We start from the raw sequence: 23,229 nt of genomic DNA, 5'->3' as shown, positions 1-23,229 counted from the left end.
CTTTATTGCTGACCTCCTGGACCATTGTTCCAGCCCGCACCGACAGTTCCGCGACAGGTTTTCGCCGCACGGCCACCGCCTGGCATCATCGGGAGTGAGTCCGGGGACGCCACCGGGGCGCCTCGAGACGCTTTCGGAGGTCGACCTCATGTCTTCAACCACCCTGTACGGCGGCGCGTCCGGCCGCCGCGTCACCGTGCGCGACCTCGCCGCGGCCAAACAGCGCGGGGAGCGGTGGCCCATGGTCACCGCCTACGACGCGATGACGGCCCGGGTGTTCGACGCGGCGGGCATCCCCGTCCTGCTGGTGGGCGACTCCGCCGCCATGGTCGTGTACGGCTACGACTCCACGCTGCCGGTCACCGTCGACGACCTGCTGCCGCTGACCGCGGCCGTGGTGCGCGGCTCGTCGCGCGCGCTCGTGGTCGCCGACCTGCCGTTCGGCTCGTACCAGACCTCACCCGGGCAGGCGCTGGAGTCGGCCGCCCGGTTCATGAAGGAGGCCGGCGCGCACGCGGTCAAGCTGGAGGGCGGGCGCCGGATCGCGCCCCAGGTCGAGGCGCTCGTCTCGGCGGGCGTGCCGGTCATGGCGCACCTCGGACTGACCCCGCAGTCGGTCAACGTGTTCGGCGGCTACCGCGTCCAGGGGCGCGGGGCGGCGGGCGACGAGCTGATGGCCGACGCCAAGGACCTGCAGCGGGCCGGCGCGTTCTCGGTCGTGCTCGAATGCGTCCCCGCCGACCTGGCCGAACGGGTCACGGCCTCGCTGGACATCCCCACCATCGGCATCGGCGCGGGCCCGGCCACCGACGCCCAGGTCCTCGTCTGGCAGGACATGATGGGGCTGACGCCCCGCCCGGCCCGCTTCGTCAAGCGCTACGCGGACCTGGGCGCCGACCTCGACCGGGCCGCGCGCGCCTTCGCCGACGACGTGGTCAGCGGCTCCTTCCCCGGCCCCGAGCACGCCTACACCTGACCGGACCCCCGCCCCCGCCCATTCAGCCATCCGGACGGTTCTCCGGGCGGTCATTCGGGGGCGAGGGTGGCCGGGTCGGTGTTGGAGCCGCACACCAGCACCGCGACCCGCTCGCCGGGCGCGGGGGTGTAGGCGCCCGACAGCAGCGCGGCGTACGCGGTCGCGCCGCCGTGCTCCGCGACCAGGCGGTGCCTGTCCCAGAGGGTCCGCCTGGCGGCCACGATCGCCTCCTCGGTGACCAGCACGCTGTCCGCACCGGCCGCCGAGAGGATCCCGTAGGCGAGCTCGCCGAGGGCGGTGGCGCCCAGGGAGTCGGCCGCCACCCCGCCCACCTCCACGGCCACCGGCCCGCCCGCCTTGCGCGCCTCATGGAAGGTCGGGATCCGCTCCGGCTCCACGGCGACGATCCGCGGCCCCCCGCCCCCGCGCTCGGACACCGCACCGGCCCCGGAACGCGACGCGGCTCCCCCGGCAGCCTCGGCACCGGAACCGGACGAAGACTCGGCTCGCCGGGCAGCCTCAGCACCGGAACCGGACGGCGGCGGGACGGAGCCGGCGCCGAGGGCTACGCCCGCGGCGAAGCCGCCGCCGCCGACGGCGACCAGGATCGTGTCGACCCCGCCCGTCTGCGCCATCAGCTCCAGCCCGGTGGTGCCCTGCCCGGCCACCACCTCGGCCTGGTCGTAGGCGTGCACCGTCAGGGCGCCCGTCTCGGCGGCGCGCTTGGCCGCCGCCTCCGCCGCCTCGGCGTAGATGGCGCCCCCCTGGTTGATCCGGGCGCCGAGCGCCCGTAGCCCGGCCACCTTGACCGGGCTGGTCACCTCGGGCACGAAGATCTCCGCCCGCGCCCCCAGTGCCCGCGCCGCGTACGCGACCGCCAGCCCGTGGTTGCCGCCACTGGCCGCGATCACCCCGGGGGCCGGGATCGCGTCCGCCGCCAGCATCCGGTTGAACGCCCCGCGCACCTTGAACGACCCGGAGTGCTGCAGCAGCTCCAGCTTGAGCACGAGCCCCGGCGCGACCTCCAGGACCGGGGTGCGCAGCACGTACGCCCCGATCCGGCCGGCCGCCGCCACCACGTCCGCGTACGTCACCGTCACAGCTCCCCCTCGATCATCCGTTTGAGCCGTGCTATCCGATCCTCGTCGCGCCGGTAGAACACCCACTGCCTGATCCGCTTGCTCCGGATCAGGCCGGCGCGCTCCAGGATCTTGAGATGGCTGGTGGCGCTGGGCTGCGTCACCCCTGACTCAACGCCTGCTCGAAGTCCGCCCAGAGATCCTCGGCGTGCTCGATGCCCACGGCCACCCGTACCGTACCCTCGCCGATGCCGTGCCTGGCCAGCTCGTCGGCGCCGAGCGAGCGGTGCGAGGTGGTGGCCGGGTGCAGGATGAGCGTCTCGACGCCGCCCAGCGAGGGCGCGACCAGCGCGAGCCGTACCGACCGCATGAAGCTCTCCCCCGCCGCGCGCCCGCCCGCCAGGTCGAAGGCGAAGACGCCGCCGAAGTCGGGCAGCAGCTTGCCCGCCACCTCGTACGACGGGTGCGAGGGCAGCCCCGGCCAGTGCACGGCGGTCACCGACGGATGCTCCGCCAGGCGGGTGGCGAGCAGCCGGGTGTTGGCGCAGTGGCGTTCCATGCGCAGCGCCAGCGTCTGCATCCCGCGCAGGCTGAGCCAGGCGGCGAACGGGTCGGGGGTGGGCCCCAGCTCGTTCGAGAAGCGCCAGACCTCGCGGTGGAGCGCGTCGTCGGCGAAGACCGCCATGCCGCCGACCACGTCCGTGTGCCCGGACAGGTACTTCGTGGTGGAGTGGACCACGATGTCCGCGCCGTGCTCGATCGGGCGGCACAGCAGGGGCGTGGCGAAGGTGTTGTCGACCACGCTGATCACGCCGAGTTCGCGGGCCACCCCGCACATCGCGGGCAGGTCGGCGACCTGGCCCATCGGATTGGCGATGGTCTCCAGGTAGACGAGCTTCGTCTCGGGCCGGACGGCGGCCCGCAGCGCCGCGGGGTCGTGCTCGGGGACGTAGCTGACCTCCACTCCGTACCGGGAGACCAGCTTGTTGATCATGCCGGCGGTGCCGCCGTACAGCGCCCGCTGGGCGATCAGGTGGTCACCCGGCTTGAGCAGGGCGAGCAGCACGGTGTTGATGGCGCCCATGCCGGAGCCGGTGGCGACGCCCGCGACGCCGCCCTCCAGGCCGGAGACGGCCTGCTCCAGGGAGCGGACCGTGGGGTTGCCGTAGCGGCCGTAGGAGAACGGGCCGTCGGGCCTGCTCATGCCGTCGGCCATGGTCTCGGGGTCGTCGAAGGAGAACCCTGAGGTCTGGTAGATGGGCACGGTGATCGGGCGGCTGCCTTCGATCACGGGGTGGGGAACGTGAACCGTGCGGGTTTCAGGGCGATAGTCGGTCATGTATGCAGAATCTCCGGGAAAGTGGTGCGAGATCAGGGCCAATCCCACAATATTGGTCCATGAATGGGGCCAATACCGACCACCTCGTCGACCTGCTCGGCCGCTGGGCGTCCGGTCGCGGGCCGCTCTACCTGCTGCTCGCGGCCCGGCTGCGGGCGCTCATCGACGACGGCGTGCTGCATCCCGGCGAACCGCTGCCACCGGACCGGGTGCTGGCCGGACGGCTGGCGGTCGGCCGCGGGACCGTGGTGGCCGCGTACGAGCTGCTCCAGCGGGAAGGGCGGGTGCTGCGGCGGCAGGGCAGCGGCACCCGGGTCGCCGAGCTGGACCTGCCCGGCCCCCGCACCGCCGACGGCATGACGACGAACCCGTTGCTGCTGCACATCCTGCACCCGCCCGACGGGGCCATGCTGCTGACCTGCGCCGCCCCCGACGAGCCACCGCCGGAGCTGGCGGAGGCGTACGAGGAGGCGGCCGGGCGCCTGGCAGGCATGCGCGACCTGGGCTACCAGCCCGCCGGCCAGCCGGACCTGTGCGAGGCGGTGGCGGCCTACTACCGCAGGCGCGGCCTGCCGACCACCGCGCAGGAGATCATCGTGACGACCGGGGCGCAGCAGGCCCTCACCCTGCTGGCCGCGCTGCTGGTGTCGCCCGGCGACCGGGTGCTGACCGAGTCACCCACGTACCCGGGCGCGCTGGAGGTCTTCCGGCAGGCCGCGGCCTCGGTCCGCCCGGTCGTGCTGGACCCCCTGGCCCGCCCCGAGGAATCTCCCGACGAGTCCTACCCTGGCGAATCCTCCCTCGGCGAATCCTCCCTCGGCGAGCCCTCCCTCGGCGAGCCCTTCGACGCCGGGAGCCTCTTGCCCGCGGCGCCCGCCCCCGTCGCCTCAGGCCGCCGCCTCGCCGCGATCGATCTCGTACAGGCCGCGAGGGAACGCGCCGCGCTGCTCTACACCGTGCCGACCGCGAGCAACCCCACTGGGACGATCATGGACGTCCGCACCCGCCGCAGGGTGGCCGCGCTGACCGCCGAGCACGACCTGCCGGTGATCGACGACGAGGTGTGCGCGGAGCTCTGCTTCGACGGCGACACCCCGGCCCCGCTCGCCGCCTACACCCCCGGCAAGCAGGTGATCACCGTCGCGTCGCTCAGCAAGGTGGTCTGGGGCGGCCTGCGCATCGGCTGGATCAGGGCGCCGGCCCCGCTGGTCGCCCGGCTCGCCCGGCTCCGCGCCGTGCACGACTTAGGCGGCGACGTGGTCAGCCAGCTCGCCGCCACCGCGCTGCTGCGCCGCCTCGACGAGATCAAGCACGCCCGGCTGCGGGTCCTGCGCGCCCGCCACGACCACCTGTGCGCCGAACTGCGCGCCCGGCTGCCGTCCTGGTCGTTCGAGCCGGCCAGGGGCGGTCAGACGATCTGGGTCCGGCTGCCGCGCGGCGACGCCGACTCCTACGCCCAGGTCGCGCTCCGGCACGGCGTGGCGGTGCCGCCCGGCCGGTCGTTCGACCCGCTCGGCGGGCTGGCGGACCGGATGCGGCTGCACTTCCTGTTCCCCCGGACTGAGCTGTCGGCGGCGGTGCGGGCGCTGGCGGCGGCCTGGCGGGCCTACGACGGCGTCGAGCGACCGCCCTCACGCCCGACCCTCGTCGTCTGACGGTGACGGTTCTGAGGGTGACGGTTTCTGACGGTGACGGTTCTGACGATGTCGACGAGCGCTTCCCGCCGTCGTCCCGGCGGATCCGCCAGGAGCTGACATCACGGCGGGCGGGCGTCCGCGTACGGCAAGGTGTGGAGCATGACGTTCGTGCTCGTACACAGCCCCAGCCTGGGGCCGTCCACGTGGGCGCCGGTGGCCGCGGCGCTGGAGCGCCGGGGCCATCCGGCGGTGGTGCCCGACCTGACCGGAGTCGCCGAGGGCGGCCCGCCCCACTGGCCGCGCGTCGTGGAGGCGGTGCGGGCCGCGACGCCCGCGCAGGGGCCGATCGTGCTGGCCGCCCACAGCAACGCCGGGCTGTTCGTGCCGGTGGTCAAGGAAGGGCTGGGCGACCGGGTGGTCGCGTGCGTGTTCGCCGACGCCCACCTGCCGCCGGAGCGCGGGCTGGTCAAGCCCGGACAGGACGGCTTCCTGCCGTTCCTGCGCGAGCTGGCCGGGGAGAGCGGCGTGCTGCCCCGCTGGACCGACTGGTGGAGCGAGGAGGACGTGGCGCCCATGCTCCCGCCCGACCCGGCCCTCCGTGACCGGGTGGTGGCGGAGCAGCCGCGGCTGCCGCTCGGCTTCTACACCGACCCGGTGCCGGTGCCCGCCGGGTGGGACGCGGTGCGCTGCTCGTGCCTGTGGTTCGGCCCGCCGTACGACACGGTGGCGGAGCAGGCGCGGCAGCGCGGCTGGCCGGTGCTTCGCGTCCCCGGCCGCCACCTGCACCACCTCACCGACCCCGAGGCGGTCACCGACGCGATCCTGAAACTCTCCCGCAGATCGTGAATCCTTCACCGCCGCCGCGTGCCCGCGCCAGGAAGAGCCGGGGGCACCGGTTGCGCGAACGCCACGGCCGTGCGCGACCACCTGAGCGGCGTGATCGCCGGAACGGGCGCCCGCGACAAGCTCGACGCCGTCCTTATCACGCAGGACGCCGGCCGGCTCTGACAACGCGACCCCGGGACGGCCGGGGTCACAGGCCGCGCAGGCGGAGGTAGGCGGACAGTTCGGCCGTGCCGTCGAGCATGGCCCGGCCGCGCAGGCGGAGCCTCGACCGCCAGGCGCCCAGCGCTTCCTCCAGCGGGCCCACCCCGCCGGCCTCCCGCACCCTGGCGACCGCCGCGGCGATCTGGCTCAGTGGGTAGCCGCCGCGACGGAGCTGGCGGGCCAGGTGCGCGTCGCGGACCGCGGCGGGCGGGTAACGGCGGTAGCCGGTCACCGAGTCGCGTTCGGCGTGCAGGATCCCGGCCCGCTCCCACTTGCGCAGCGTCGCCGGGTGGATGCCGAGCTGGTGAGCGAGGGCGCCGACGGACGGCGCCCCGCGCGTCGGCCGGTCGTCCTGCGGGGCGAGCGCGGCCAGGGCGGCGGCCGCCTCGTCCAGCGTGCCCCGATCCCGGAGCATCTCGGCGTGGCCCCGCTCGACGAGGCGGAGGACGGCCTCCTCGTCTCCGGCGTTGGCGGCGCGCAGGATCGCGGCGGCGCCCTGGTGGCCGAACCCCGGCCGGAGGGTGAGGAAGGCGCGCAGGGCCTGGGCGTGGACCGGCGTGTAGTGGCGATAGCCGTGGTCGCCGCGGGGTGCCGGGGGCAGGATCCCGTCGTCCTCGTAGTTGCGCACGGCCTGCGCGGACAGGCCGTGTTCGCGGGCGAGGTCGCCGGGCCGGAGCCGGTCGGCGCGCGTCAACTCCGCCTCCGCTCCGAAAGTCCGCGCACCGGCGGGAGCAGCCGTTAGACGTCGGTGATGCGGATGCCGGCGTGGGCCTTGTAGCGGCGGTTGACCGAGATGATGTTCGCGGTCAGCGCCTCCACCTGGAAGGCGTTGCGCAACCGGCCCCCGTAGACGCCCCGCACCCCGGGGATCAGGCCGGCCAGCGCCTGCACGGTGTCGGTCGCCTCCCGGTCCTCGCCCAGCACCAGCACGTCGAGGTCCACCTTCTCCACGGCGGGGTCGAGCAGCACGACGGCCGACACGTGGTGGAACGCCGCCACCACCCGGCTCTCGGGGAGCACCGCCGCCGCCTGCTGGGCGGCACTGCCCTCCTCGACGGCCAGCGCGTAGGCGCCCTTCTTGTCGAAGCCGAGCGGGTTGACGCAGTCGACGACGATCTTCCCGGCGAGCTGCGGGGCGAGCGACTCCAGCAGCGCCTTGTGCCCGTCGTAGGGCACCGCCACGATCACCAGGTCGGCCTCGGCGGCCACCACGGCGTTCTCCGCTCCGGCGACCCCCGCCCCGAGGGAGTCGGCGGCCTCCTGCGCCCGCCCGGCGCTGCGCGAACCGATCAGCACCTTGAGCCCGGCCAGCGCGAACCGCCGTGCCAGCCCTTTGCCTTGGTCTCCCGTACCGCCCAGAATGCCGATGCTCAGCCCGCTCACGTCAGTCATACGACGCATCATGCCAGCAGGCGTACGGCTCCCCGACACGCCCCCGGCCGGACCGGGCGGGACACCGCGTTCAGGCGCGCCGGCCGGGAGGGTCACCACACCCGCACCGTCAGGCCAGGGCGGAAACCCCCACCGCGGACGCGACCGTCCGGCACGATGGGAGTCATGGATGCAGGGTCGGTCGCGCACCTTCGTGAGGTCCTCGCCGCGACCGGGTGGGTGGAGCGCACCCGCGAGCTGGGCCGGGCGCTGCGCACCACCCGTTCTCCCGGCGGCCTGTTGCTCGTGGGCACGCCCGACGACGAGCCCTGGCACCTCACCGCGCATCTCGCCGACGAGGCCCGCCTGTCGGGGCTGCCGCAGCTCGCGCCCACCCTGGTCCGCTGGTCGCCGCCCCCGGGCGCCCCCGCTCACCTGAGGGTGGGGCTGGAGCGGATCGAGCGGGCGGCGCGCGGCGAGACGCTGTTCGTGGTGGCCGGGCAGCAGGCCCCGGTCCCGCTGCTGGAGCGGGTCGACGACGCCCGCCGCACCGGCGCCACCGTCCTGGCCCTGGAGAGCGGTGACCCGGAGCTGGCCGGGCTGGCGCACGACGCGATCGCCGTCCCCGAGCACGCGCCGATCAGCTTCGACGGCGCCCAGCACCTGGTGAGCGCCGCGGCCGGCGAGATCGCGCAGCAGCCGGGGCTGCGCGAGCGGCTGGCCCGCCTGCTCGACAAGGTGAGCGGCCCGCGCCTGACCGACTAGCGCGACGGCCGTCGCCGTCACCTGGGCGCGGGTCCTGCGACCTTGTCCCGTGGCGGGCCGAGGCGGGCGCTGAGCGAGGACTCCAGCTCGGCCGTGGCGTGCTCGATGGCGGCGATGACCACCGCCTGCACCGGGTCCGGCTCACCCGACCGGGTCCGGCTCACCCGGGTGACGGCGTCGATCCGGCGGGCGCCCACGTCGCGGATGTCGCTGACCAGCACCTCGCCCTCCCGTACGTCCAGCAGGGCCAGCGTGGGCACGACCGCCACCCCCACCCCGGCGGCGACCAGCGCCAGCGTCGGCGCGAAGTCGGTGATGACGTGCAGCTTGCGCGGCTCGAACCCGTGCAGCCCGGCCAGCCGGTCCAGCGCCTGCCCGCACGCCAGGTGCGGCTCGCTCGCCACCCAGGGCACGTCCGCCAGCTCGGAGACGTGCCGGGGCGGCTCGGGCCAGTCAGGCGGCACCACGACGCGATACTCGTCCACGAACAGCGGCCGCGTGACCAGGGACGGCTGGGCGAGCACGGGCCGGCTCATGTCCTGCTCGGTGATGAGCACGTCCACGGCCCCCAGCCGGAGCTCCTGCAGCGCCGGAGGCCCGAACACCTCATGGATGGCGGGCTCCAGCTTGGGGTGCCGGACGGCGAGATCGCGCAGGGCCGGCACCAGGACGTGCTGGATCACCGTCGGGAACGCGGCGATGCGGACCGGCCCGGCCAGCCGTTCGGTGAAGCGGGTCAGCTCCCGCCTGGCCTCGGCCAGCTCCTCCTCGACGCGCTCGGCGTAGCCGGCGAGCACCCGGCCCGCGGGGGTGAGCGAGATGCGGCGCTGCGAGCGGTCGAGGAGCGGCAGCCCGACCTCCCGCTCCAGGTGCGCGAGCTGCTGGGAGACCGCCGAAGGGGTCAGGTGCAGCGCCTCGGCCGCTCGCATGACGCCGCCGCGCAGATGGACCTCGCGCAGCACGCGTAACCGCCGGGGGTCGATGTCCACAGAGCCGAGCTTACGCGGGCACCCAGGAGGCCCCGATTACCGTCCGGTCCAGCGGATCCGGACAATGACGGCATGGATCTGCTTCTTGAGGCCGTCGGCTGGCTCGGCGCCGCCCTGCTCCTGGCCGGCTACGCCCTGGTCTCCTCTGCCCGGCTGAACGGCGACGGGCTCCGGTATCAGCTCATCAACCTGGTCGGCTCGATCTCTCTCATGATCAACAGCGCGTACAACGACGCCTGGCCGTCCGCCGGCCTCAACCTGGTCTGGGCCGCCATCGGGGTGGTCGCCCTGGTCAAGCTCGCCCGCCTCGCGCGCACCCGCCGGCGATGGTCGCCGACCTGAGCGCCGCGCCGGTGACCGCCCGCCTCGGAGCGGGCACCGGCGCGGTCACGCCGCTAGTCGTCCCGCTCGTCGGCCTCGTCCCACGCCTTGTTGCGATCGGCCGCGCGCTGCAGCGCGCCCGCGGCCTCCTGCTCTGTCGCGTACGGGCCCATCCGGTCCTTGTTGGGGCAGCCCGCGTCGGGCTCGACCCGCATGTGCTTGAGGCAGAACCACCACTGGCCATCGGTCATGAGGTCGATTCTGCCCCGTAGACTCGTGTTTCATGACGACACTGCTCCAGCCCGGCCGAATTTCGCCCATGCGAAAGGTTCCCGCCCACATCGAGCGGCCGGAGTACGTCGGCAAGAAGCGCCCCAAGACCGGCGAGCCCGACGTGAAGACTCCGGAGATCATCGAGCGCATGCGGGTCGCCGGCCGCCTGGCCGCCCAGGCGCTCGAAGAGGTCGGCCGGCACGTGCGGCCCGGCGTCACCACCGACGAGCTCGACCGGATCGGCCACGAGTTCCTCCTCGACCACGGCGCCTACCCGAGCACGCTCGGCTACAAGGGCTACCCCAAGTCGTTGTGCACCTCGATCAACGAGGTGATCTGCCACGGCATCCCCGACGACACCGTGCTGCGCGACGGCGACATCGTCAACGTCGACATCACCGCCTACATCGGCGGCGTCCACGGCGACACCGACGCCACCTTCCTGGTCGGCGAGGTCGACGAGGAGTCGCGGCTGCTGGTCGAGCGCACCCGCGAGGCGATGATGCGGGCCATCAGGGCCGTCGCGCCGGGCCGCCAGCTCAACGTGGTCGGCCGGGTGATCGAGGCGTACGCCAAGCGGTTCGGCTACGGCGTGGTGCGCGACTTCACCGGTCACGGCATCGGCACCACCTTCCACTCCGGCCTGATGGTGCCCCACTACGACGACCCGTCGCTCCGGGTGGAGCTGGTGGCGGGCATGACGTTCACGATCGAGCCGATGCTGACGCTGGGCACGATCGACTACGAGATCTGGCCCGACAAGTGGACCGCGGTGACCAAGGACCGCAAGCGCACCGCGCAGTTCGAGCACACCATCCTGGTCACCGACACCGGCAGCGAGATCCTCACCTCGCCCTAGGCACGACCCCCGACACGGTGGTGCCCTCGCCGGGCACGCTGCTGACCGACAGGGAGCCGCCGAGGCCGGCGAACGCCGCCCGCATGCGGGCGATGCCGCGGCCGGTGAGCGGCGGCCGGGCCCCCTTGCCGTGGTCGCTCACCGTCATCCGCAGACCGCTGGGCCCCGCCGTGACGGCGACGGACACTGTCGTGGCCTCGCTGTGCCGTTCGACGTTGTCGAGCGCGTCGGCGAGCACCGCCAGCACCCCCTTCGCGACGGGTGGCCGCACGTCGGCGTCCGGCAGCGCCCAGACCTCGACCGTGATCCCCGTGCGCCGCGACCATTCGGCCAGGTGGCCTTCGAGCGCTTCGGCCAGGCTTTCCTCCCCGCGCATACGCGTCTCTTCCGTCACCGGTCCACGCCTTCCTGAGGCCGAGCACGCCGGCCTGACCGCCGGCGTCGAAGACGCGGAACGCTGCCCCACGGCAGGCTCGCGCCGCCCCCCTGTCGGGAAAGGCTACCCGGCGTTCGCACGACGCGCCGGTGGCGGATAGCAGGGCCTACCGGATCGGCTACTCGCGCTTGTCGAGCTGGTTGAGCCTGGCGAGATAGTCGTTGTACGAGCTGAGCTCAGGGTCGCCGGAGCGGGCGGCGGAGCGGTCGTCGCGCCGGGCCTTGCGGTCCTCGCTGCGGTACCACTGCACCGCGATGGCCAGCAGCACGATGAGGGTCGGGATCTCGCCGAACCCCCACGCGATGGCGCCGCCGTTCTGCTGCTCCTGCAGCAGCGGCCCGCCCCACGACCGGCCGAGCTGCTCGTACCAGCCCGGCGCGATGAGCGTGCCGGTCATCATCAGCGCGATGCCGAAGAACGCGTGGAACGGCATGGTGACGAAGAGCAGCAGCAGCCTGCCCACGTACGGGAGCCGGTGCGGGCCGGGGTCGACCCCGATGACCACCCAGAAGAACAGGCAGCCGCTCACGAGGAAGTGGACGATCATGAAGAGGTGGCCGAGGTGCTCCTCCATGGCGGCCTCGAACAGCGGCGTGAAGTAGAGCGCGTAGGTGGACGCGATGAAGATCGCGGTGGCGATGCCCGGATGCGAGATGACGCGCACGTACCCGCTGTGGAGGATCGCGGTCAGCCACTCGCGCGGCCCGCGGTCGCCGCGCCGGGCGGCGGGCTTGAGCGCGCGCAGCGCGAGCGTGATGGGGGCGCCGAGCACCAGGAAGATCGGCACGATCATGGCCAGCGTCATGTGCTCGATCATGTGGACGTCGAACATGACCTTGGCGTAGCGGGCCACGCCGCTCTGGGTGGCGAAGGTCAGGATGGCCACGCCGGCGTACCACGACGCGGTGCGGCCCCACGGCCAGGTGTCGCCCCGCCGCAGCAGGCGTACGACGCCCGCGCCGTACAGCCCGGCCAGGACGGCGGCCAGGAGCGCGAAGAACAGGTCGAACCACCACAGCGTGAGGATGTTCGACAGCGAGATCGGCGGCGGGACCGGGTAGCCGAGCAGGTCGAAGGCCCGGTCGGCGGGCAGGCTGACCGGCGGGGGCGGGGTGCGCGCCAGCGCCACCGCCAGCCCGATCGTCGCCAGCATGAGCAGCAGCTCGCCGCCCGCGAGCCGGGTGAACGCGCGCGGGCGGCCCGCGTCGAGGTCGGCGAGCGTGCGCTGGCGGTGCCACCAGCCGATGTAGCCGAGCAGCACGAACGCCACGATCTTGGCCACGACGAGGACGCCGTAGCTGGAGGTCCACAGGTCGGACAGCGCCGTCAGCCGCGCCAGCACGCTGAACACTCCGGACAGCCCCACCCCGGCGTAGATCCACACCGCCATCCGGGAGAAGCGGCCGGCGGCCACGTCGAGCTGCGGCTGCTTGAGCGCGGCGTGCAGGGCGAGCACCGCCAGCCCGCCCACCCACAGGGCCAGCGTCAGCAGGTGGAGCGTGACCGAGGTGACGGCCAGGCCGTGGTTGGGCGAGGAGGCGGAGTGGCCGGTGAGCGCCGGCGGCGTCAGCGTGACCAGCGCGAGCAGCAGCAGCCCCGCCGTCGCCCCGACGGTGATCACGCCGCGCGAGAACAGCGCGATCGACAGCCCGAACAGCACCACGAGCGTGAGCGCGATGCCGGGGCTCTCCTGCGTGGCGTAGCCGACCAGGAAGCTGCGGTTGAGGATCTGCGGCACCGGCCGCGCCCACACGTCGGAGACGCTGAAGACCATGGTGAGGAAGGCCGCCGCGGCCCAGGCGAGCCCCGCCCATGAGGCGGCGCGCACGTAGCCCTGCGCGGTCCTGCCGAGCACGCCCTTGTCGCTGGGCAGCAGCAGGGCGGCGGCCAGCAGCAGGCCGACCGTGGCGACGCCGGCGACGTCCATGGCCAGCTTGGAGATCGGCAACCCCCATCGGGTCACGACTCCGGACGACGGCACGCCGAGGATGATCCTGGGGAACGCCGCGCCGCCGACGATCATGGCGATCACGAGGGCGGCGACCGCCGCCCCCACCGCCGCGAGCGCGAGACGCGCGGCCCTGGTCACGGCTTCTTCTTCCGGGCGCTCAGCAGGAACCCGATGCCGATGCCGACGAGCGCGCCGACCACGATCAGCAGCCAGACGGGGAAGGCGGCGGAGTCGCTCTCCGCCGACACCTCCTGCGCGGGCTGCGACCCTGCCGGCTCGGGAGCGGCCGGCTGGTCGGTCGGCTGGGCCGTCGCGCTCCCGGCCGGGGCCGCGCTCTGCGTCGGCGTCGCGCTCGGTGACGGGCTCGGTGACGGGCTCGCGCCCTTGACGGTGAACGGCACCTCGCCCTCGATCGGGTGGCCGTCGGAGGAGACGACCCTGAAGGCGATGGTGTAGTCGCCGTCGGGCAGCTCGCCCTTCAGCCGCTGCGTGACCACCACGCCGTCGACCTCCGGGTCGCCGGTCTGGTGCTGGGTGTCACCCGGACCGCGCACGCTCACGAAGGGCATGCGGATCTTGCCGGTGAACTCCAGCTTGACCTCGTCCACGGACTTGACCGTGGCGTCCTTGGCGGGGTTGCTGCTCTTGAGCGCGTCGTGCGCCAGGGCGGGCCCGGCGGTGACGACGACCAGCAGCGCGGCGAGGATCGCGGTGACGGCCGCGAGCGGGGAACTCTTCATGGCACCTCAAGGCTACCGAGCGCCCTGCCCGGTCCGTACCCCGATCAGAGACCCGCGCAGGCCAGCGCGCGCTGGTAGGCGTCGACGCTGCCCTCCGTGTCGCCGAGGAACTCGGCGGTCTCGGCGGCGGCGTACCACGTGCTGGCCACCCGGCGGGAGTCGGGCAGCGGGTCGAGCCAGTCGCGCACGGCGCGCAGCGAACCCTCGGCGCGCTCGGTGTCCCCCAGCGCGCCGTGGGCCCTGCTGACCAGCAGATGCGCCTCGGCCTCGAGGGATCGCGCGTTGGACGGCATCAGCGCCTGTCCGGCCTCCCCGTGGCGGATCGCCTCGTGGTAGTTGCCGGAGATGATCTCCGCGCGGGCCAGCTCCACCTCGGTGTTGGCGCGGTCCAGAGCGCCCGCGGACGTCTGCGCCAGCTCCTGGCGGGCGCGGACCAGCATCTGGCGGGCCTCCTCGACCGCGCCGGGCCGCACGCGCAGCATCATGGCGGCCACCGCGACCCGGATCCTGGCGCTGTTGCGCGACGGGCCGTTCTCCGACTGGATGGCCAGCGCGCGCTCGGCGAAGCTCAGGGACTCCTCGCCGTGCCCCGTGCTCTCGGCGACCACGGCGGCGTTCCAGTTGGCGGCCACGGTGGCGCGCAGCGTGCCGAGCATGTCGGCCGCGTTGAGCACCTCGGCCGAGAACTGGCGCGCGCGCATCAGGTCGCCGCTGTAGAGGTAGGCCTGCAGCAGGGTGGCGCCGAGCTCGACGAGCCCGTCGGACCAGGCCGGCCGGTCGGACCTGGCGAGGAACTCCTCGCCGATCGCGATGGCCTCGCTGAGCATGTCGCTGTGGCGGTAGACGCGGCACAGCGCGACGGCGACGTCGACCTGACGGTCGGGTGCCAGCTCCTCGCCCTGGAGGCGCTTGAGTATGCCGGCGGCTTCGTCCAGGTCACCGCACGCCTCCGCGGCGAGCGCGAGCCCGAACTCGGTGTCTTGACGGATCGCCGCCAGCCCTGTCAGGTTGCTGTCAGCGAGTAGTTCGGCGTAACGGGTGCGGGCCTCGTGGACTTCACCGTTCTCCAGAGCCAGTCTCGCGTAGCCGAGGGCGAGTTCGATATCTTCCATTTGCTCGGCGGTGACGCCATTGAGGAGGTACGAGAGCGAACAGTCCAGTTTCTGTGCCAGCAGCTCCAGGACCGCAGGCGTGGGGGTACGCTTCCCACTCTCGATCAGAGAGACGTAGCTGTCCGACAACTCTGGGTGCGCGAGCTGGGCCTGAGACAGGCCACGCTGTCGCCTCATGGTCTTGATACGGAGTCCGACCAGGTCAGATGTGGTCACCGCCGCCGCTCCCTGAAATAATCGCGTCCCGCAATACGAATCGGCGAGGAGAACCCCCATGCGCACCCGCATCGCCAAGACCGCAGTCGTAGCCTTGATCGCGGCCTTTGTGGCCGTTGGCACCCATGCTACGGCCGCGACGGCCGAAACGTCTGCCCTGCTTATGCAACTCGAGGTCCCGTCCTGCTGCTGATGATGATCACCGATCGGACGCGGTGACCGACCGGCGTCGCCTCCCGCACGAGGACGACGCCGTCGGGCCCGTCATGCGTTCGCGAGAGAAGACCCGGCCTGTCCGGACCACGCCCCCCGACGTCAGCCCGCGGGCCCTCACGGTGACCCCGCCCTAGACGGCCTCGGCGTGCGGGCCGGTCGCCCGGCCCGCACGTCCGTCATCCGGCCCGCAGGGCCAGGAAGAGGTCGACCCTGTCGGCCATCGTGGACAGATTCCTGCCGGTCAGCTCCTCCACCCGCTTGATCCGGTAGCGCACGGTGTTGACGTGCACGTGCATCCGTTCCGCGCAGGCGTTCCAGGAGCCCGCGCAGTCGAGGAACGTGTCCAGTGTGCGCACCAGCTCCGACTGGTGCCCGGCGTCGTAGTCGAGCAGCGGGGCGAGCAGCCGGCGGGCGAACGAGCGGCGCACGTCGCCGGGGACGGTGGCCAGCAGCAGCGCGTGCGTGTAGATCTCGTCGGAGGTGACCACCCCGCCGCCGCGGGCGTGGGCGAGCCGCCGGGCGTGACCGGCCTCCTCGATGCCGCCGCGCAGGGCGGACGCGCCGGTCAGCGCGGCGCTCAGGCCGAGGCGGACGCGGACCTCCGGCAGCGCGGACAGGATCTCGGCCCCGGCGCGGAGCCGGGCGGCCAGCGCGGCGACGTCGTGGCCGCGCAGCGGCACCACGGCCAGCGCCCCGTCGGCGCCGGGCGGGGCGACGATCTCGCGGCCGAGAAGCTCCTCCAGCACCTGCCCGCCGAGCGTGGCCGGGTCGGGGCCGCGGGTCGCACCGGGCCGGGGGACCGACGCGCTCACGACCGCGTACGGCTCGGCGACGTCCAGGCCGCAGGTGCGGAAGCGGGCGTTCAGCTCCGCCGCGTCGGCCCCGGCGAGCGCGGCGGACAGCAGTTCGCCGGCCAGCCGGCGCTCCACCCGCCGCCCCTCCTCCATCCTGCTGCGTTCCAGCGCGACGCAGGCCGCCAGCTCGTACCCCAGGTCGGCCCGGTCGAGCAGGTCGCCGTCGCAGGCCAGGAGCCAGCCGGCGGCCCGGTGGCCCCGCCCGACGGCGAACAGGGTGTGGCCGCCGGCCGGGCACGGCAGCCGGGGCGCGGCCAGGTAGGCGCGTGCCAGCCCCGCCGGGTCGCCGGGCGCGCCGACGATCACCTCGCCGGCGGCGGAGACGACAGCGCCGGTGACGCCGAGCTCGCCGGCGGTCAGCGCGAACAGCTCGGGCAGGCCGGCGCCCTCGGCGACGGCGGCGACGAGCCTGCGGTGGCGGCCGAGCGCCGCGCGGACGTCGCCGGTCAGGCGGGGCGCGACCTGCTCGGCGAGGGTGCGGAAGGACACCTCGGTGGGGACCTCCAGGAGCGGCAGCCCGGCCCGCTCGCACGCCGTCACCAGGTCGGCGGGGACGTGGCCGAGCCAGGCCTGCCCGGCGCCGAGCCCCGCCACCCCGGCCTCGACCAGGGCCGTCACGAACCGGGCCGAGTCCTCCGGCCCGGTTCGCCACATCAGGCCGGTCAGCACCAGCTCGCCGCCTGACAGGTAGCGTCCGGGCTCCGGCAGGTCGGTGATGTGGACCGTGGTGAACTCGCGGTCCGGGTCGCCGGCGAGCAGCCGGAGGCGCGGCTCACCGATCTCCAGCAGGTCACGTATCCGCACTTGGAGGAATATACAAGCCGGCCGGCCGCGTGGCTTACCCCGATTTCACCTGCCGCGCATACCGGGGCCGCGCGGGCGGTGCTCTACTCGGAGGATGACCGAGCTCGAAGGATGGACGGAGACGGCGAGTTCGCTGGAGCAGGGCATCGGCCGGAGCGCGCGGCGCCCGGACGCGGTGCTGAAGGTGACGGGCGAGTTCGCCTACGCCTCCGACCTGTGGCTGGAGGGCATGGTGTGGGGGGCGACGCTGCGCAGCCCGCACCCGTCAGCGTGGATCCGGTCGATCGACGTGGGGCCGGCACTGGCGATGCCCGGCGTGCGCGCGGTCCTGACGCACGAGGACGTGCCGGGCGAGAAGTTCTACGGCCTGGAGCACAAGGACCAGCCGGTGCTCGCCGTCGACCAGGTCCGCTATCAGGGCGAGCCGGTGGCGCTGGTGGCCGCCGACCATCCGGAGACGGCGCGGCGCGCGGCCGACGCGATCGTGGTCGGCTACGAGGTGCGCGAGGCCGTGACGGACCCCCGGCTGGCCACCGAGGTGGTGCGCCACCAGCCGGTGCGCACCGGCGAGGTCTTCGAGGCCGAGGTGGTGGTGACCGGCGAGTACGAGGTCGGCATGCAGGACCAGGCGTTCCTCGGCCCGGAGTCGGGGCTGGCGGTGCCCGCCGAGGACGGCGGCGTCGACCTCTACATCGCCACGCAGTGGCTGCACGTCGACCGGGACCAGCTCGCCCCCTGCCTGGGGCTGCCGCCGGAGAAGGTGCGGCTGACGCTGTCCGGGGTCGGGGGCGCGTTCGGCGCGCGCGAGGACCTGTCGATGCAGGTGCACGCGTGCATGCTGGCGCTGCGGCTGAACCGTCCCGTCAAGATCGTGTACGGGCGTGAGGAGTCGTTCTTCGGCCACGTGCACCGCCATCCGGCGCGGCTGCGGTACGAGCACGGCGCCACCCGCGACGGCCGGCTCGTCTACGTCAAGGCGGACATCCTGCTGGACGGCGGCGCCTACTGCTCCTCCTCCCCCGCCGTCGTGGGCAACGCCGCCTCGCTCGGCGTCGGCCCGTACGAGGTGCCGAACGTGCTGGTGGAGGCCACCGGTGTCTACACCAACAACCCGCCGTGCGGGGCGATGCGCGGGTTCGGCGCGGTGCAGGCGTGCTACGCGTACGAGTCGCAGATGGACCGCCTGGCCGAGGCGTGCGGGCTGTCCCCGGTGGAGGTACGGGTGCGCAACGCCGTCTCGCAGGGCTCGGCCCTGATCACCGGCCAGGTGATCGACTCGCCCGCGCCGCTCGCGGACATGCTGCGCGAGCTGGAGTCGTTCCCGCTGCCGCCGCCCTCCGGCGACGACCTGCGCGCGCTGCCGGGCGGCGTCTCGCAGACCACGCACGGCGAGTCGGTGCGGCGGGGCGTCGGGTACGGCGTCGGGATCAAGAACATCTGTTTCTCCGAGGGCTTCGACGACTACTCCACGGCCCGGGTGCGTGCCGAGCTGGTCAACGGCGAGCCGCACGTCACCGTGCACACCGCGGCCGCCGAGGTGGGCCAGGGGGTGGTCACGGTCCAGGCCCAGATCGCCCGCACCGAGCTGGGCGTGGACCAGGTGACGGTGGCGACGGCCGACACCTCGGTCGGGTCGGCCGGGTCGTCGTCGGCCTCGCGCCAGTCGTACGTGACGGGCGGCGCGGTCAAGGCGGCCTGTGAGGCGGTGCGCGAGCGGTTCGGCGGGCTGCCGGCGCGGGAGGCGCTGGCGAGGACAGGACCGATCGAGGAGACCCGCGAGTTCCGGCACCGGCCCACGTTCCCGCTCGACCCGGTCACCGGGCAGGGCGACTCCCACACGCAGCTCGCCCTCTGCGTGCACCGGGCGGTGGTGGACGTGGACGTGGAGCTGGGCCTGGTCAAGGTGGTGGAGCTGGTGGCGGTGCAGGACGTGGGCCGGATCCTGAACCCGCAGGCGCTGGAGGGCCAGATCCACGGCGGGTCGGCGCAGGGGCTGGGGCTGGCCTTGATGGAGGAGATCCAGGTCAGGGACGGCAAGGTGCTGAACCCGTCCTTCACCGACTACTTGATCCCCACCATCCTCGACATGCCGCCCATGAAGCTGAAGATCCTGGAAAATCCGGACCCGTACGCTCCGTATGGGTTGCGCGGCGCCGGTGAGCCCCCGACTCTCTCCTCCACCCCCGCGATCGCGGCGGCGGTGCGCGCGGCGACCGGCCTGCGTTTGACGCGCGTTCCGATAAGACCGGAAGATATCGCCTTGGCCCACACCGTGGACTGAGCGACGAACGGGGAGGACCCTATGGCTGACGCACGCGAGGCCGCCAAGGCGGAGTTCGAGCGGTTCGACGCCGACGGCGACGGCCTGCTGACGGCCGACGAGATCAGGAGGGCCAACGACGCCCTCGGCGGCCACGGCGCCTCGCAGGCGGAGGTCGAGGCGTTCATCGCGTCCGCCGACCGCGACGGCGACGGCCGCATCGGGCTGGAGGAGTTCGCCGCGCTGGTCGGCGGCGGCAGGCACGAGAAGGCGTGATCGGCTTCCCCGCCGGGTAGGGCATCCGGCATCCCCCGTATCGCTGAAGGGGGATGCCGGTGCTCGACAGGTTCTTCGAGCTGTCCGGGCGGGGCACGACCGTCGGCCGTGAGGTGCGTGGTGGTCTCACCACGTTCATGGCGATGGCGTACATCATCCTGCTCAACCCGATCATCCTCGCCGGCGCCCAGGACGTCACCGGCGCGAAGCTGACGATCGGGCAGCTCACCACGTCGACCGCGCTGGCGGCGGCGATCTCCACGCTGCTCATGGGGCTGGTCGGCAACGCGCCGCTCGCGCTGGCGGCGGGGCTGGGGCTCAACGCCGTGGTCGCCTACCAGGCCGCTCCGCACATGACCTGGGCGCAGGCCATGGGACTGGTCGTGCTGGAGGGCGCGGTCATCATCGTGCTGGCCGTCTCCGGCCTGCGCACGCTGATCATGAACGCGATCCCGCTGGCGCTCAAGCACGCCATCAGCGTCGGGATCGGGCTGTTCATCGCGCTGATCGGGCTGGTCGACTCCGGGTTCGTCACGCGAGGTCAGGGCACGCCTGTGCAGCTCGGCGCGACCGGCCATCTGACGGGCTGGCCGGTGGCGGTGTTCTGCCTGGGGCTGCTGCTGATGATCGCCCTGTACGCGCGGCGCACGCCGGCGGCCATCCTCCTCAGCATCGTGGTGACGGCGATCGTGGCGATCGTGGTGAACTCGGTGGCCACGATCGACCAGGCCGACTGGGGAGTGGTGGCGCCGCAGGTGCCCGAGTCGCTGGTGTCGGCGCCGGACTTCGGGCTCGTCGGGCAGGTCGACGTGTTCGGCGGCTTCGTCACGGCGGGCGTGCTGACCGCGACCGTGGTGCTCTTCACCCTGGTGCTGTCGGGGTTCTTCGACGCGATGGGCACGATCATCGGCGTCAGCGACGAGGCCGGGCTCGTGGACGAGCGGGGGCGGGTGCCGCGGCTGGGCCGCATCCTCACCGTGGACGGCGTGGCCGGCATGGTGGGCGGAGTGGCCAGCGCCTCGGCGAACACGGTGTTCGTGGAGTCGGCCGCGGGCGTCGGCGAGGGCGCGCGGACCGGCCTGGCGAGCCTGGTGACCGGGGCGCTGATGGGGCTGGCGCTGCTGTTCACGCCGCTGGCGGCGGTGGTGCCCGCGGCCGCGGCGGCGCCCGCGCTGGTGCTGGTCGGCGCGCTGATGATGATGCAGAGCAAGAACGTGCCGTGGGACGACGCGGAGCTGGCGATACCCGCGTTCCTGACCATCGCGCTGATGCCGTTCACGTACTCGATCACCAACGGGGTTGGCGCCGGGGTGATCGTCTACACGCTGATCAAGGCGGCGCGCGGCAAGTTCAGCGAGATCCCGTGGCTGCTGTGGGTGGTGTCGGCGGTGTTCCTGGCCTACTTCGCGATCGACTGGGTGGGCGGGTTCTTCGGTTAGCGCAGGTCTCCGGAGTTGCAGGCGACGCCGTTGCCGTCGACGTCGACGTACCACGCGTACTCCTCGTGGGTGCCGCGGGTGTAGGGGCCGAAGCCGGCGGCCGTGGCCTCCTGGCAGCTCGCGAACCGCTGGTCCGGGGTCCGGCCCCCGGTCCCGGTCGGACCGGCCGTCCCGGTGGGGTCGCCGGTCCCGACCGTGAGGTCCGTCGCGGGAGGGGTGGGTGCGGGGTCGCCGGTGGCGGGCGTCGAGGGAGGCGGGGCCGCGTCGCCGAGCAGGCGGGTGGCCAGCGTCTCGGCCTCCTGCTGGGTCATCCCGGCGATGCGCAGGCTGTCGCCGTCCATGCTCTGCGTCACGATGGGCGCGGCCACGACCGTGCGCGGCACCAGCACGACGGCGATCTGCCGCTGGTCGGTGACCTGTTCGTCGAGCAGGTCGACGAGCTTCTGCTTGTACGCGGGGGCGACCGCGACGCGCACCGAGTAGGTGCCGTCGCGCTCGCGGACCGCCTCCACGGTCTGCACGGCGTTGACCGTGACGCCGTCCTCCAGCAGGTAGCAGGTGGTCTGGGCCTCGTCGAGCGCCGCCTGCTCGCCGGGGCAGGGCGCGGCCTTGGTCTCACGCACGGGGGCGAAGTGGATCGGCGTGGACAGCCGCTGCGGCGGGGCGCCGCCGATGAGCGGGGCGTCGGGGGCCTTGGTCATCAGGACGGCGACGGTGCCGAGCACGCCCGCGATGAGCACGATCAGGACGAGCGAGACGATCAGGATGACGGTGGTGACCCTGCTGGCTTTCGGCGGTCCCGGATCCGCTGCCGCCTGCGGCTCTTGCGGCTTGTCCATCGTCGATGTCCCCATCCTGACTACGGGCTGCGGGTGAGCTTATCGAGGACCGGTGGATGCCGGGTAATCAGCCGCATATTTCTCTTTTTTACGTGCAGAAGCAGACAATAGAGAAGGAATTCCGGCAACGTCATGCTTGCCCAGGACGGAGTGGCCATGAGGATCGGTGTCCCCCGCGAGATCAAGAACAGCGAGTACCGCGTGGCCCTCACGCCGGCCGGCGCGCACGAGCTCGTACGCCACGGCCACCAGGTTTTCGTCGAACAGGGCGCGGGCGCCGGCTCGTCGCTCCCCGACGAGGACTTCGAGGCGGCCGGCGCGGCCATCCTGCCGGACGCCGACGAGGTGTGGGCGGGCTGCGACCTGATCCTCAAGGTCAAGGAGCCGGTCGCGGAGGAATACCACCGGATGCGCAAGGGCCAGGTGCTCTTCACGTACCTGCACCTCGCGGCCTCGCACGCGTGCACCAGGGCGATGCTCGACGCGGGCGTCACCGGCGTCGCGTACGAGACCGTGCAGACGCCCGACGGCCGGCTGCCGCTGCTGGCCCCCATGTCGGAGGTCGCGGGCAGGCTCGCCCCGCAGGTCGGCGCGTACCACCTGATGCGCTCGCAGGGCGGCAGGGGCGTGCTGATGGGCGGCGTGTCCGGGGTGCGGGCCGCCAACGTGGTCGTCATCGGCGCCGGGGTGTCCGGCATGAACGCGGCCGCCATCGCGCTCGGCATGCAGGCCGAGGTGCTGCTGCTGGACAGGAACATCGACAAGCTGCGCCAGGCCGACCTCATCTACCAGGGCCACTGCCAGACGCTGGCGTCCAACACGCTGGAGCTCGAACGCGCGGTGCTGGAGGCCGACCTGGTCATCGGCGCCGTGCTGGTGCCCGGGGCCAAGGCGCCCAAGCTGGTGCCGGACACGCTGGTCGCGCGCATGAAGCCCGGCTCGGTGCTGGTGGACATCTCCATCGACCAGGGCGGCTGCTTCGAGAGCTCACGCCCCACCACCCACGCCGAGCCGACCTACCGGGTGCACGACTCGATCTTCTACTGCGTGGCCAACATGCCGGGCGCGGTCCCGCACACCTCGACGTTCGCGCTGACGAACGTGACACTCCCGTACGCGCTCGCCATCGCCAACCTGGGCTGGGCCCGCGCGCTGCGCGAGGACCCGGCGCTGGCGCTCGGCCTGAACACCCACGAGGGCCACCTGACCAGCCGCCCGGTCGCCCAGGCGCACGACCTGGAGTGGACGCCCGCGCAGGAGCTCCTCCCCTAGCCGCCTCCAGCGCCGCCTTCAGGTGCAGGTTGCGCCGGGTGATCAGGGCCGTCAGGTAGCGGCCTCCTCAGCCACCCTCCCGAGCCCGCCATGGAGGCCAGGTGAGCCTCCACCGACAACGACTCGTCGAACACCTTGCGGGGGGCCACCCGGATCAG

23 protein-coding genes are annotated in these 23,229 nt (G+C 73.2%); 10 read left to right on the top strand and 13 right to left on the bottom strand.

Annotated elements, in window-relative coordinates:
- The first annotated feature begins 148 nt into the window (after positions 1-148).
- On the top strand, positions 149-976 hold the full coding sequence (gene panB, locus ACQEUU_RS15635; protein WP_433066156.1) for a 3-methyl-2-oxobutanoate hydroxymethyltransferase: 828 nt from the start codon (positions 149-151) through the stop codon (positions 974-976).
- Positions 977-1,026: 50 nt separating this feature from the next.
- Here the strand turns inward: panB and ACQEUU_RS15630 are convergent, their stop codons facing one another.
- The 3 genes from ACQEUU_RS15630 to ACQEUU_RS15620 are packed head-to-tail and all read right to left on the bottom strand — an operon-like array spanning position 1,027 to position 3,394.
- On the bottom strand, positions 1,027-2,076 hold the full coding sequence (locus tag ACQEUU_RS15630) for a pyridoxal-phosphate dependent enzyme (RefSeq protein ID WP_433066153.1): 1,050 nt from the start codon (positions 2,074-2,076) through the stop codon (positions 1,027-1,029).
- A complete protein-coding gene (locus ACQEUU_RS15625; protein WP_433066150.1) occupies positions 2,073-2,219 on the bottom strand; it encodes an ArsR/SmtB family transcription factor in 147 nt (48 codons plus the stop codon). The genes ACQEUU_RS15630 and ACQEUU_RS15625 overlap by 4 nt, the downstream gene beginning before the upstream one ends.
- Positions 2,216-3,394 carry a trans-sulfuration enzyme family protein gene (locus ACQEUU_RS15620; protein WP_433066147.1) on the bottom strand — a complete coding sequence of 393 codons (1,179 nt, stop codon included), beginning with the start codon at positions 3,392-3,394 and terminating at the stop codon, positions 2,216-2,218. Before ACQEUU_RS15620 ends, ACQEUU_RS15625 begins: the two co-directional genes overlap by 4 nt.
- Positions 3,395-3,453: 59 nt before the next feature.
- Here ACQEUU_RS15620 and ACQEUU_RS15615 point away from each other — a divergent pair, with 59 nt between their 5' ends.
- Together ACQEUU_RS15615 and ACQEUU_RS15610 are read left to right on the top strand one after the other, a co-directional pair.
- A complete protein-coding gene (locus ACQEUU_RS15615; RefSeq protein ID WP_433066144.1) occupies positions 3,454-5,049 on the top strand; it encodes a PLP-dependent aminotransferase family protein in 1,596 nt (531 codons plus the stop codon).
- 141 nt (positions 5,050-5,190) lie between these two features.
- Complete coding sequence (locus tag ACQEUU_RS15610; protein WP_433066141.1) at positions 5,191-5,877, top strand: alpha/beta hydrolase; 687 nt, start codon at positions 5,191-5,193, stop codon at positions 5,875-5,877.
- 187 nt (positions 5,878-6,064) lie between these two features.
- Here the strand turns inward: ACQEUU_RS15610 and ACQEUU_RS15605 are convergent, their stop codons facing one another.
- Together ACQEUU_RS15605 and npdG are read right to left on the bottom strand one after the other, a co-directional pair.
- Positions 6,065-6,772 (bottom strand): MerR family transcriptional regulator, encoded by a 708-nt coding sequence (locus ACQEUU_RS15605; RefSeq protein WP_433066138.1) that lies wholly within the window; start codon positions 6,770-6,772, stop codon positions 6,065-6,067.
- Positions 6,773-6,816: 44 nt separating this feature from the next.
- Positions 6,817-7,470 carry an NADPH-dependent F420 reductase gene (gene npdG, locus ACQEUU_RS15600; RefSeq protein WP_433066136.1) on the bottom strand — a complete coding sequence of 218 codons (654 nt, stop codon included), beginning with the start codon at positions 7,468-7,470 and terminating at the stop codon, positions 6,817-6,819.
- A gap of 165 nt (positions 7,471-7,635) precedes the next feature.
- Here npdG and ACQEUU_RS15595 point away from each other — a divergent pair, with 165 nt between their 5' ends.
- Positions 7,636-8,214, top strand: a complete 579-nt coding sequence (locus ACQEUU_RS15595) for a hypothetical protein (RefSeq protein WP_433066133.1) — start codon at positions 7,636-7,638, stop codon at positions 8,212-8,214.
- Between the two features lie 17 nt (positions 8,215-8,231).
- On the opposite strand, the gene ACQEUU_RS15590 is transcribed toward ACQEUU_RS15595, so the two are convergent.
- Complete coding sequence (locus ACQEUU_RS15590; RefSeq protein WP_433066130.1) at positions 8,232-9,203, bottom strand: LysR family transcriptional regulator; 972 nt, start codon at positions 9,201-9,203, stop codon at positions 8,232-8,234.
- Between the two features lie 72 nt (positions 9,204-9,275).
- Here ACQEUU_RS15590 and ACQEUU_RS15585 point away from each other — a divergent pair, with 72 nt between their 5' ends.
- Positions 9,276-9,545, top strand: a complete 270-nt coding sequence (locus ACQEUU_RS15585; protein WP_433066127.1) for a CBU_0592 family membrane protein — start codon at positions 9,276-9,278, stop codon at positions 9,543-9,545.
- Between the two features lie 53 nt (positions 9,546-9,598).
- Here the strand turns inward: ACQEUU_RS15585 and ACQEUU_RS15580 are convergent, their stop codons facing one another.
- Positions 9,599-9,775 (bottom strand): hypothetical protein, encoded by a 177-nt coding sequence (locus tag ACQEUU_RS15580; protein WP_433066125.1) that lies wholly within the window; start codon positions 9,773-9,775, stop codon positions 9,599-9,601.
- A 32-nt stretch (positions 9,776-9,807) separates the two neighbouring features.
- Between ACQEUU_RS15580 and map the strand changes: the two genes are divergently transcribed.
- Positions 9,808-10,656 (top strand): type I methionyl aminopeptidase, encoded by an 849-nt coding sequence (gene map, locus ACQEUU_RS15575; RefSeq protein WP_433066123.1) that lies wholly within the window; start codon positions 9,808-9,810, stop codon positions 10,654-10,656.
- Here the strand turns inward: map and ACQEUU_RS15570 are convergent.
- From ACQEUU_RS15570 to ACQEUU_RS15550, 5 genes are all read right to left on the bottom strand, one after another.
- Positions 10,643-11,032, bottom strand: a complete 390-nt coding sequence (locus ACQEUU_RS15570) for a sensor histidine kinase (protein ID WP_433066120.1) — start codon at positions 11,030-11,032, stop codon at positions 10,643-10,645. The two genes, map and ACQEUU_RS15570, sit on opposite strands and share 14 nt — an antisense overlap.
- A 178-nt stretch (positions 11,033-11,210) precedes the next feature.
- The gene (locus ACQEUU_RS15565; RefSeq protein WP_433066117.1) at positions 11,211-13,181 is read right to left on the bottom strand and encodes a cytochrome c oxidase assembly protein; all 1,971 of its coding nucleotides are present in this window, start codon (positions 13,179-13,181) and stop codon (positions 11,211-11,213) included.
- On the bottom strand, positions 13,178-13,783 hold the full coding sequence (locus ACQEUU_RS15560) for a copper resistance CopC family protein (RefSeq protein WP_433066114.1): 606 nt from the start codon (positions 13,781-13,783) through the stop codon (positions 13,178-13,180). Before ACQEUU_RS15560 ends, ACQEUU_RS15565 begins: the two co-directional genes overlap by 4 nt.
- A gap of 44 nt (positions 13,784-13,827) precedes the next feature.
- Complete coding sequence (locus ACQEUU_RS15555; protein ID WP_433071851.1) at positions 13,828-15,171, bottom strand: helix-turn-helix domain-containing protein; 1,344 nt, start codon at positions 15,169-15,171, stop codon at positions 13,828-13,830.
- Positions 15,172-15,503: 332 nt separating this feature from the next.
- Positions 15,504-16,985 (bottom strand): PucR family transcriptional regulator, encoded by a 1,482-nt coding sequence (locus tag ACQEUU_RS15550; RefSeq protein WP_433066111.1) that lies wholly within the window; start codon positions 16,983-16,985, stop codon positions 15,504-15,506.
- A gap of 94 nt (positions 16,986-17,079) precedes the next feature.
- Between ACQEUU_RS15550 and ACQEUU_RS15545 the strand changes: the two genes are divergently transcribed.
- Genes ACQEUU_RS15545 through ACQEUU_RS15535 form a run of 3 tightly spaced genes read left to right on the top strand, consistent with a single transcriptional unit; the run spans position 17,080 to position 20,960 of the window.
- Positions 17,080-19,266: a xanthine dehydrogenase family protein molybdopterin-binding subunit gene (locus ACQEUU_RS15545; RefSeq protein ID WP_433066109.1), complete on the top strand. Its 2,187-nt coding sequence runs from the start codon at positions 17,080-17,082 to the stop codon at positions 19,264-19,266.
- A 21-nt stretch (positions 19,267-19,287) separates the two neighbouring features.
- Positions 19,288-19,521, top strand: coding sequence for an EF-hand domain-containing protein (locus ACQEUU_RS15540; protein WP_433066106.1), 234 nt, complete (start codon positions 19,288-19,290; stop codon positions 19,519-19,521).
- 53 nt (positions 19,522-19,574) lie between these two features.
- Entirely contained in the window at positions 19,575-20,960 is a 1,386-nt protein-coding gene (locus ACQEUU_RS15535) for an NCS2 family permease (RefSeq protein WP_433066103.1), read from the top strand.
- On the opposite strand, the gene ACQEUU_RS15530 is transcribed toward ACQEUU_RS15535, so the two are convergent.
- On the bottom strand, positions 20,957-21,799 hold the full coding sequence (locus ACQEUU_RS15530; RefSeq protein ID WP_433066100.1) for an excalibur calcium-binding domain-containing protein: 843 nt from the start codon (positions 21,797-21,799) through the stop codon (positions 20,957-20,959). The two genes, ACQEUU_RS15535 and ACQEUU_RS15530, sit on opposite strands and share 4 nt — an antisense overlap.
- Before the next feature lie 156 nt (positions 21,800-21,955).
- On the opposite strand from ACQEUU_RS15530, the gene ald reads away from it, so the two are divergent.
- Positions 21,956-23,071 carry an alanine dehydrogenase gene (gene ald, locus ACQEUU_RS15525; protein ID WP_433066097.1) on the top strand — a complete coding sequence of 372 codons (1,116 nt, stop codon included), beginning with the start codon at positions 21,956-21,958 and terminating at the stop codon, positions 23,069-23,071.
- Positions 23,072-23,229: the final 158 nt, after the last annotated feature.

Source organism: Nonomuraea sp. CA-218870, from assembly GCF_050936535.1.
GTDB classification, from domain to species: Bacteria; Actinomycetota; Actinomycetes; order Streptosporangiales; family Streptosporangiaceae; genus Nonomuraea; species Nonomuraea corallina.
This window is presented reverse-complemented; position numbering and strand designations above follow the sequence as displayed.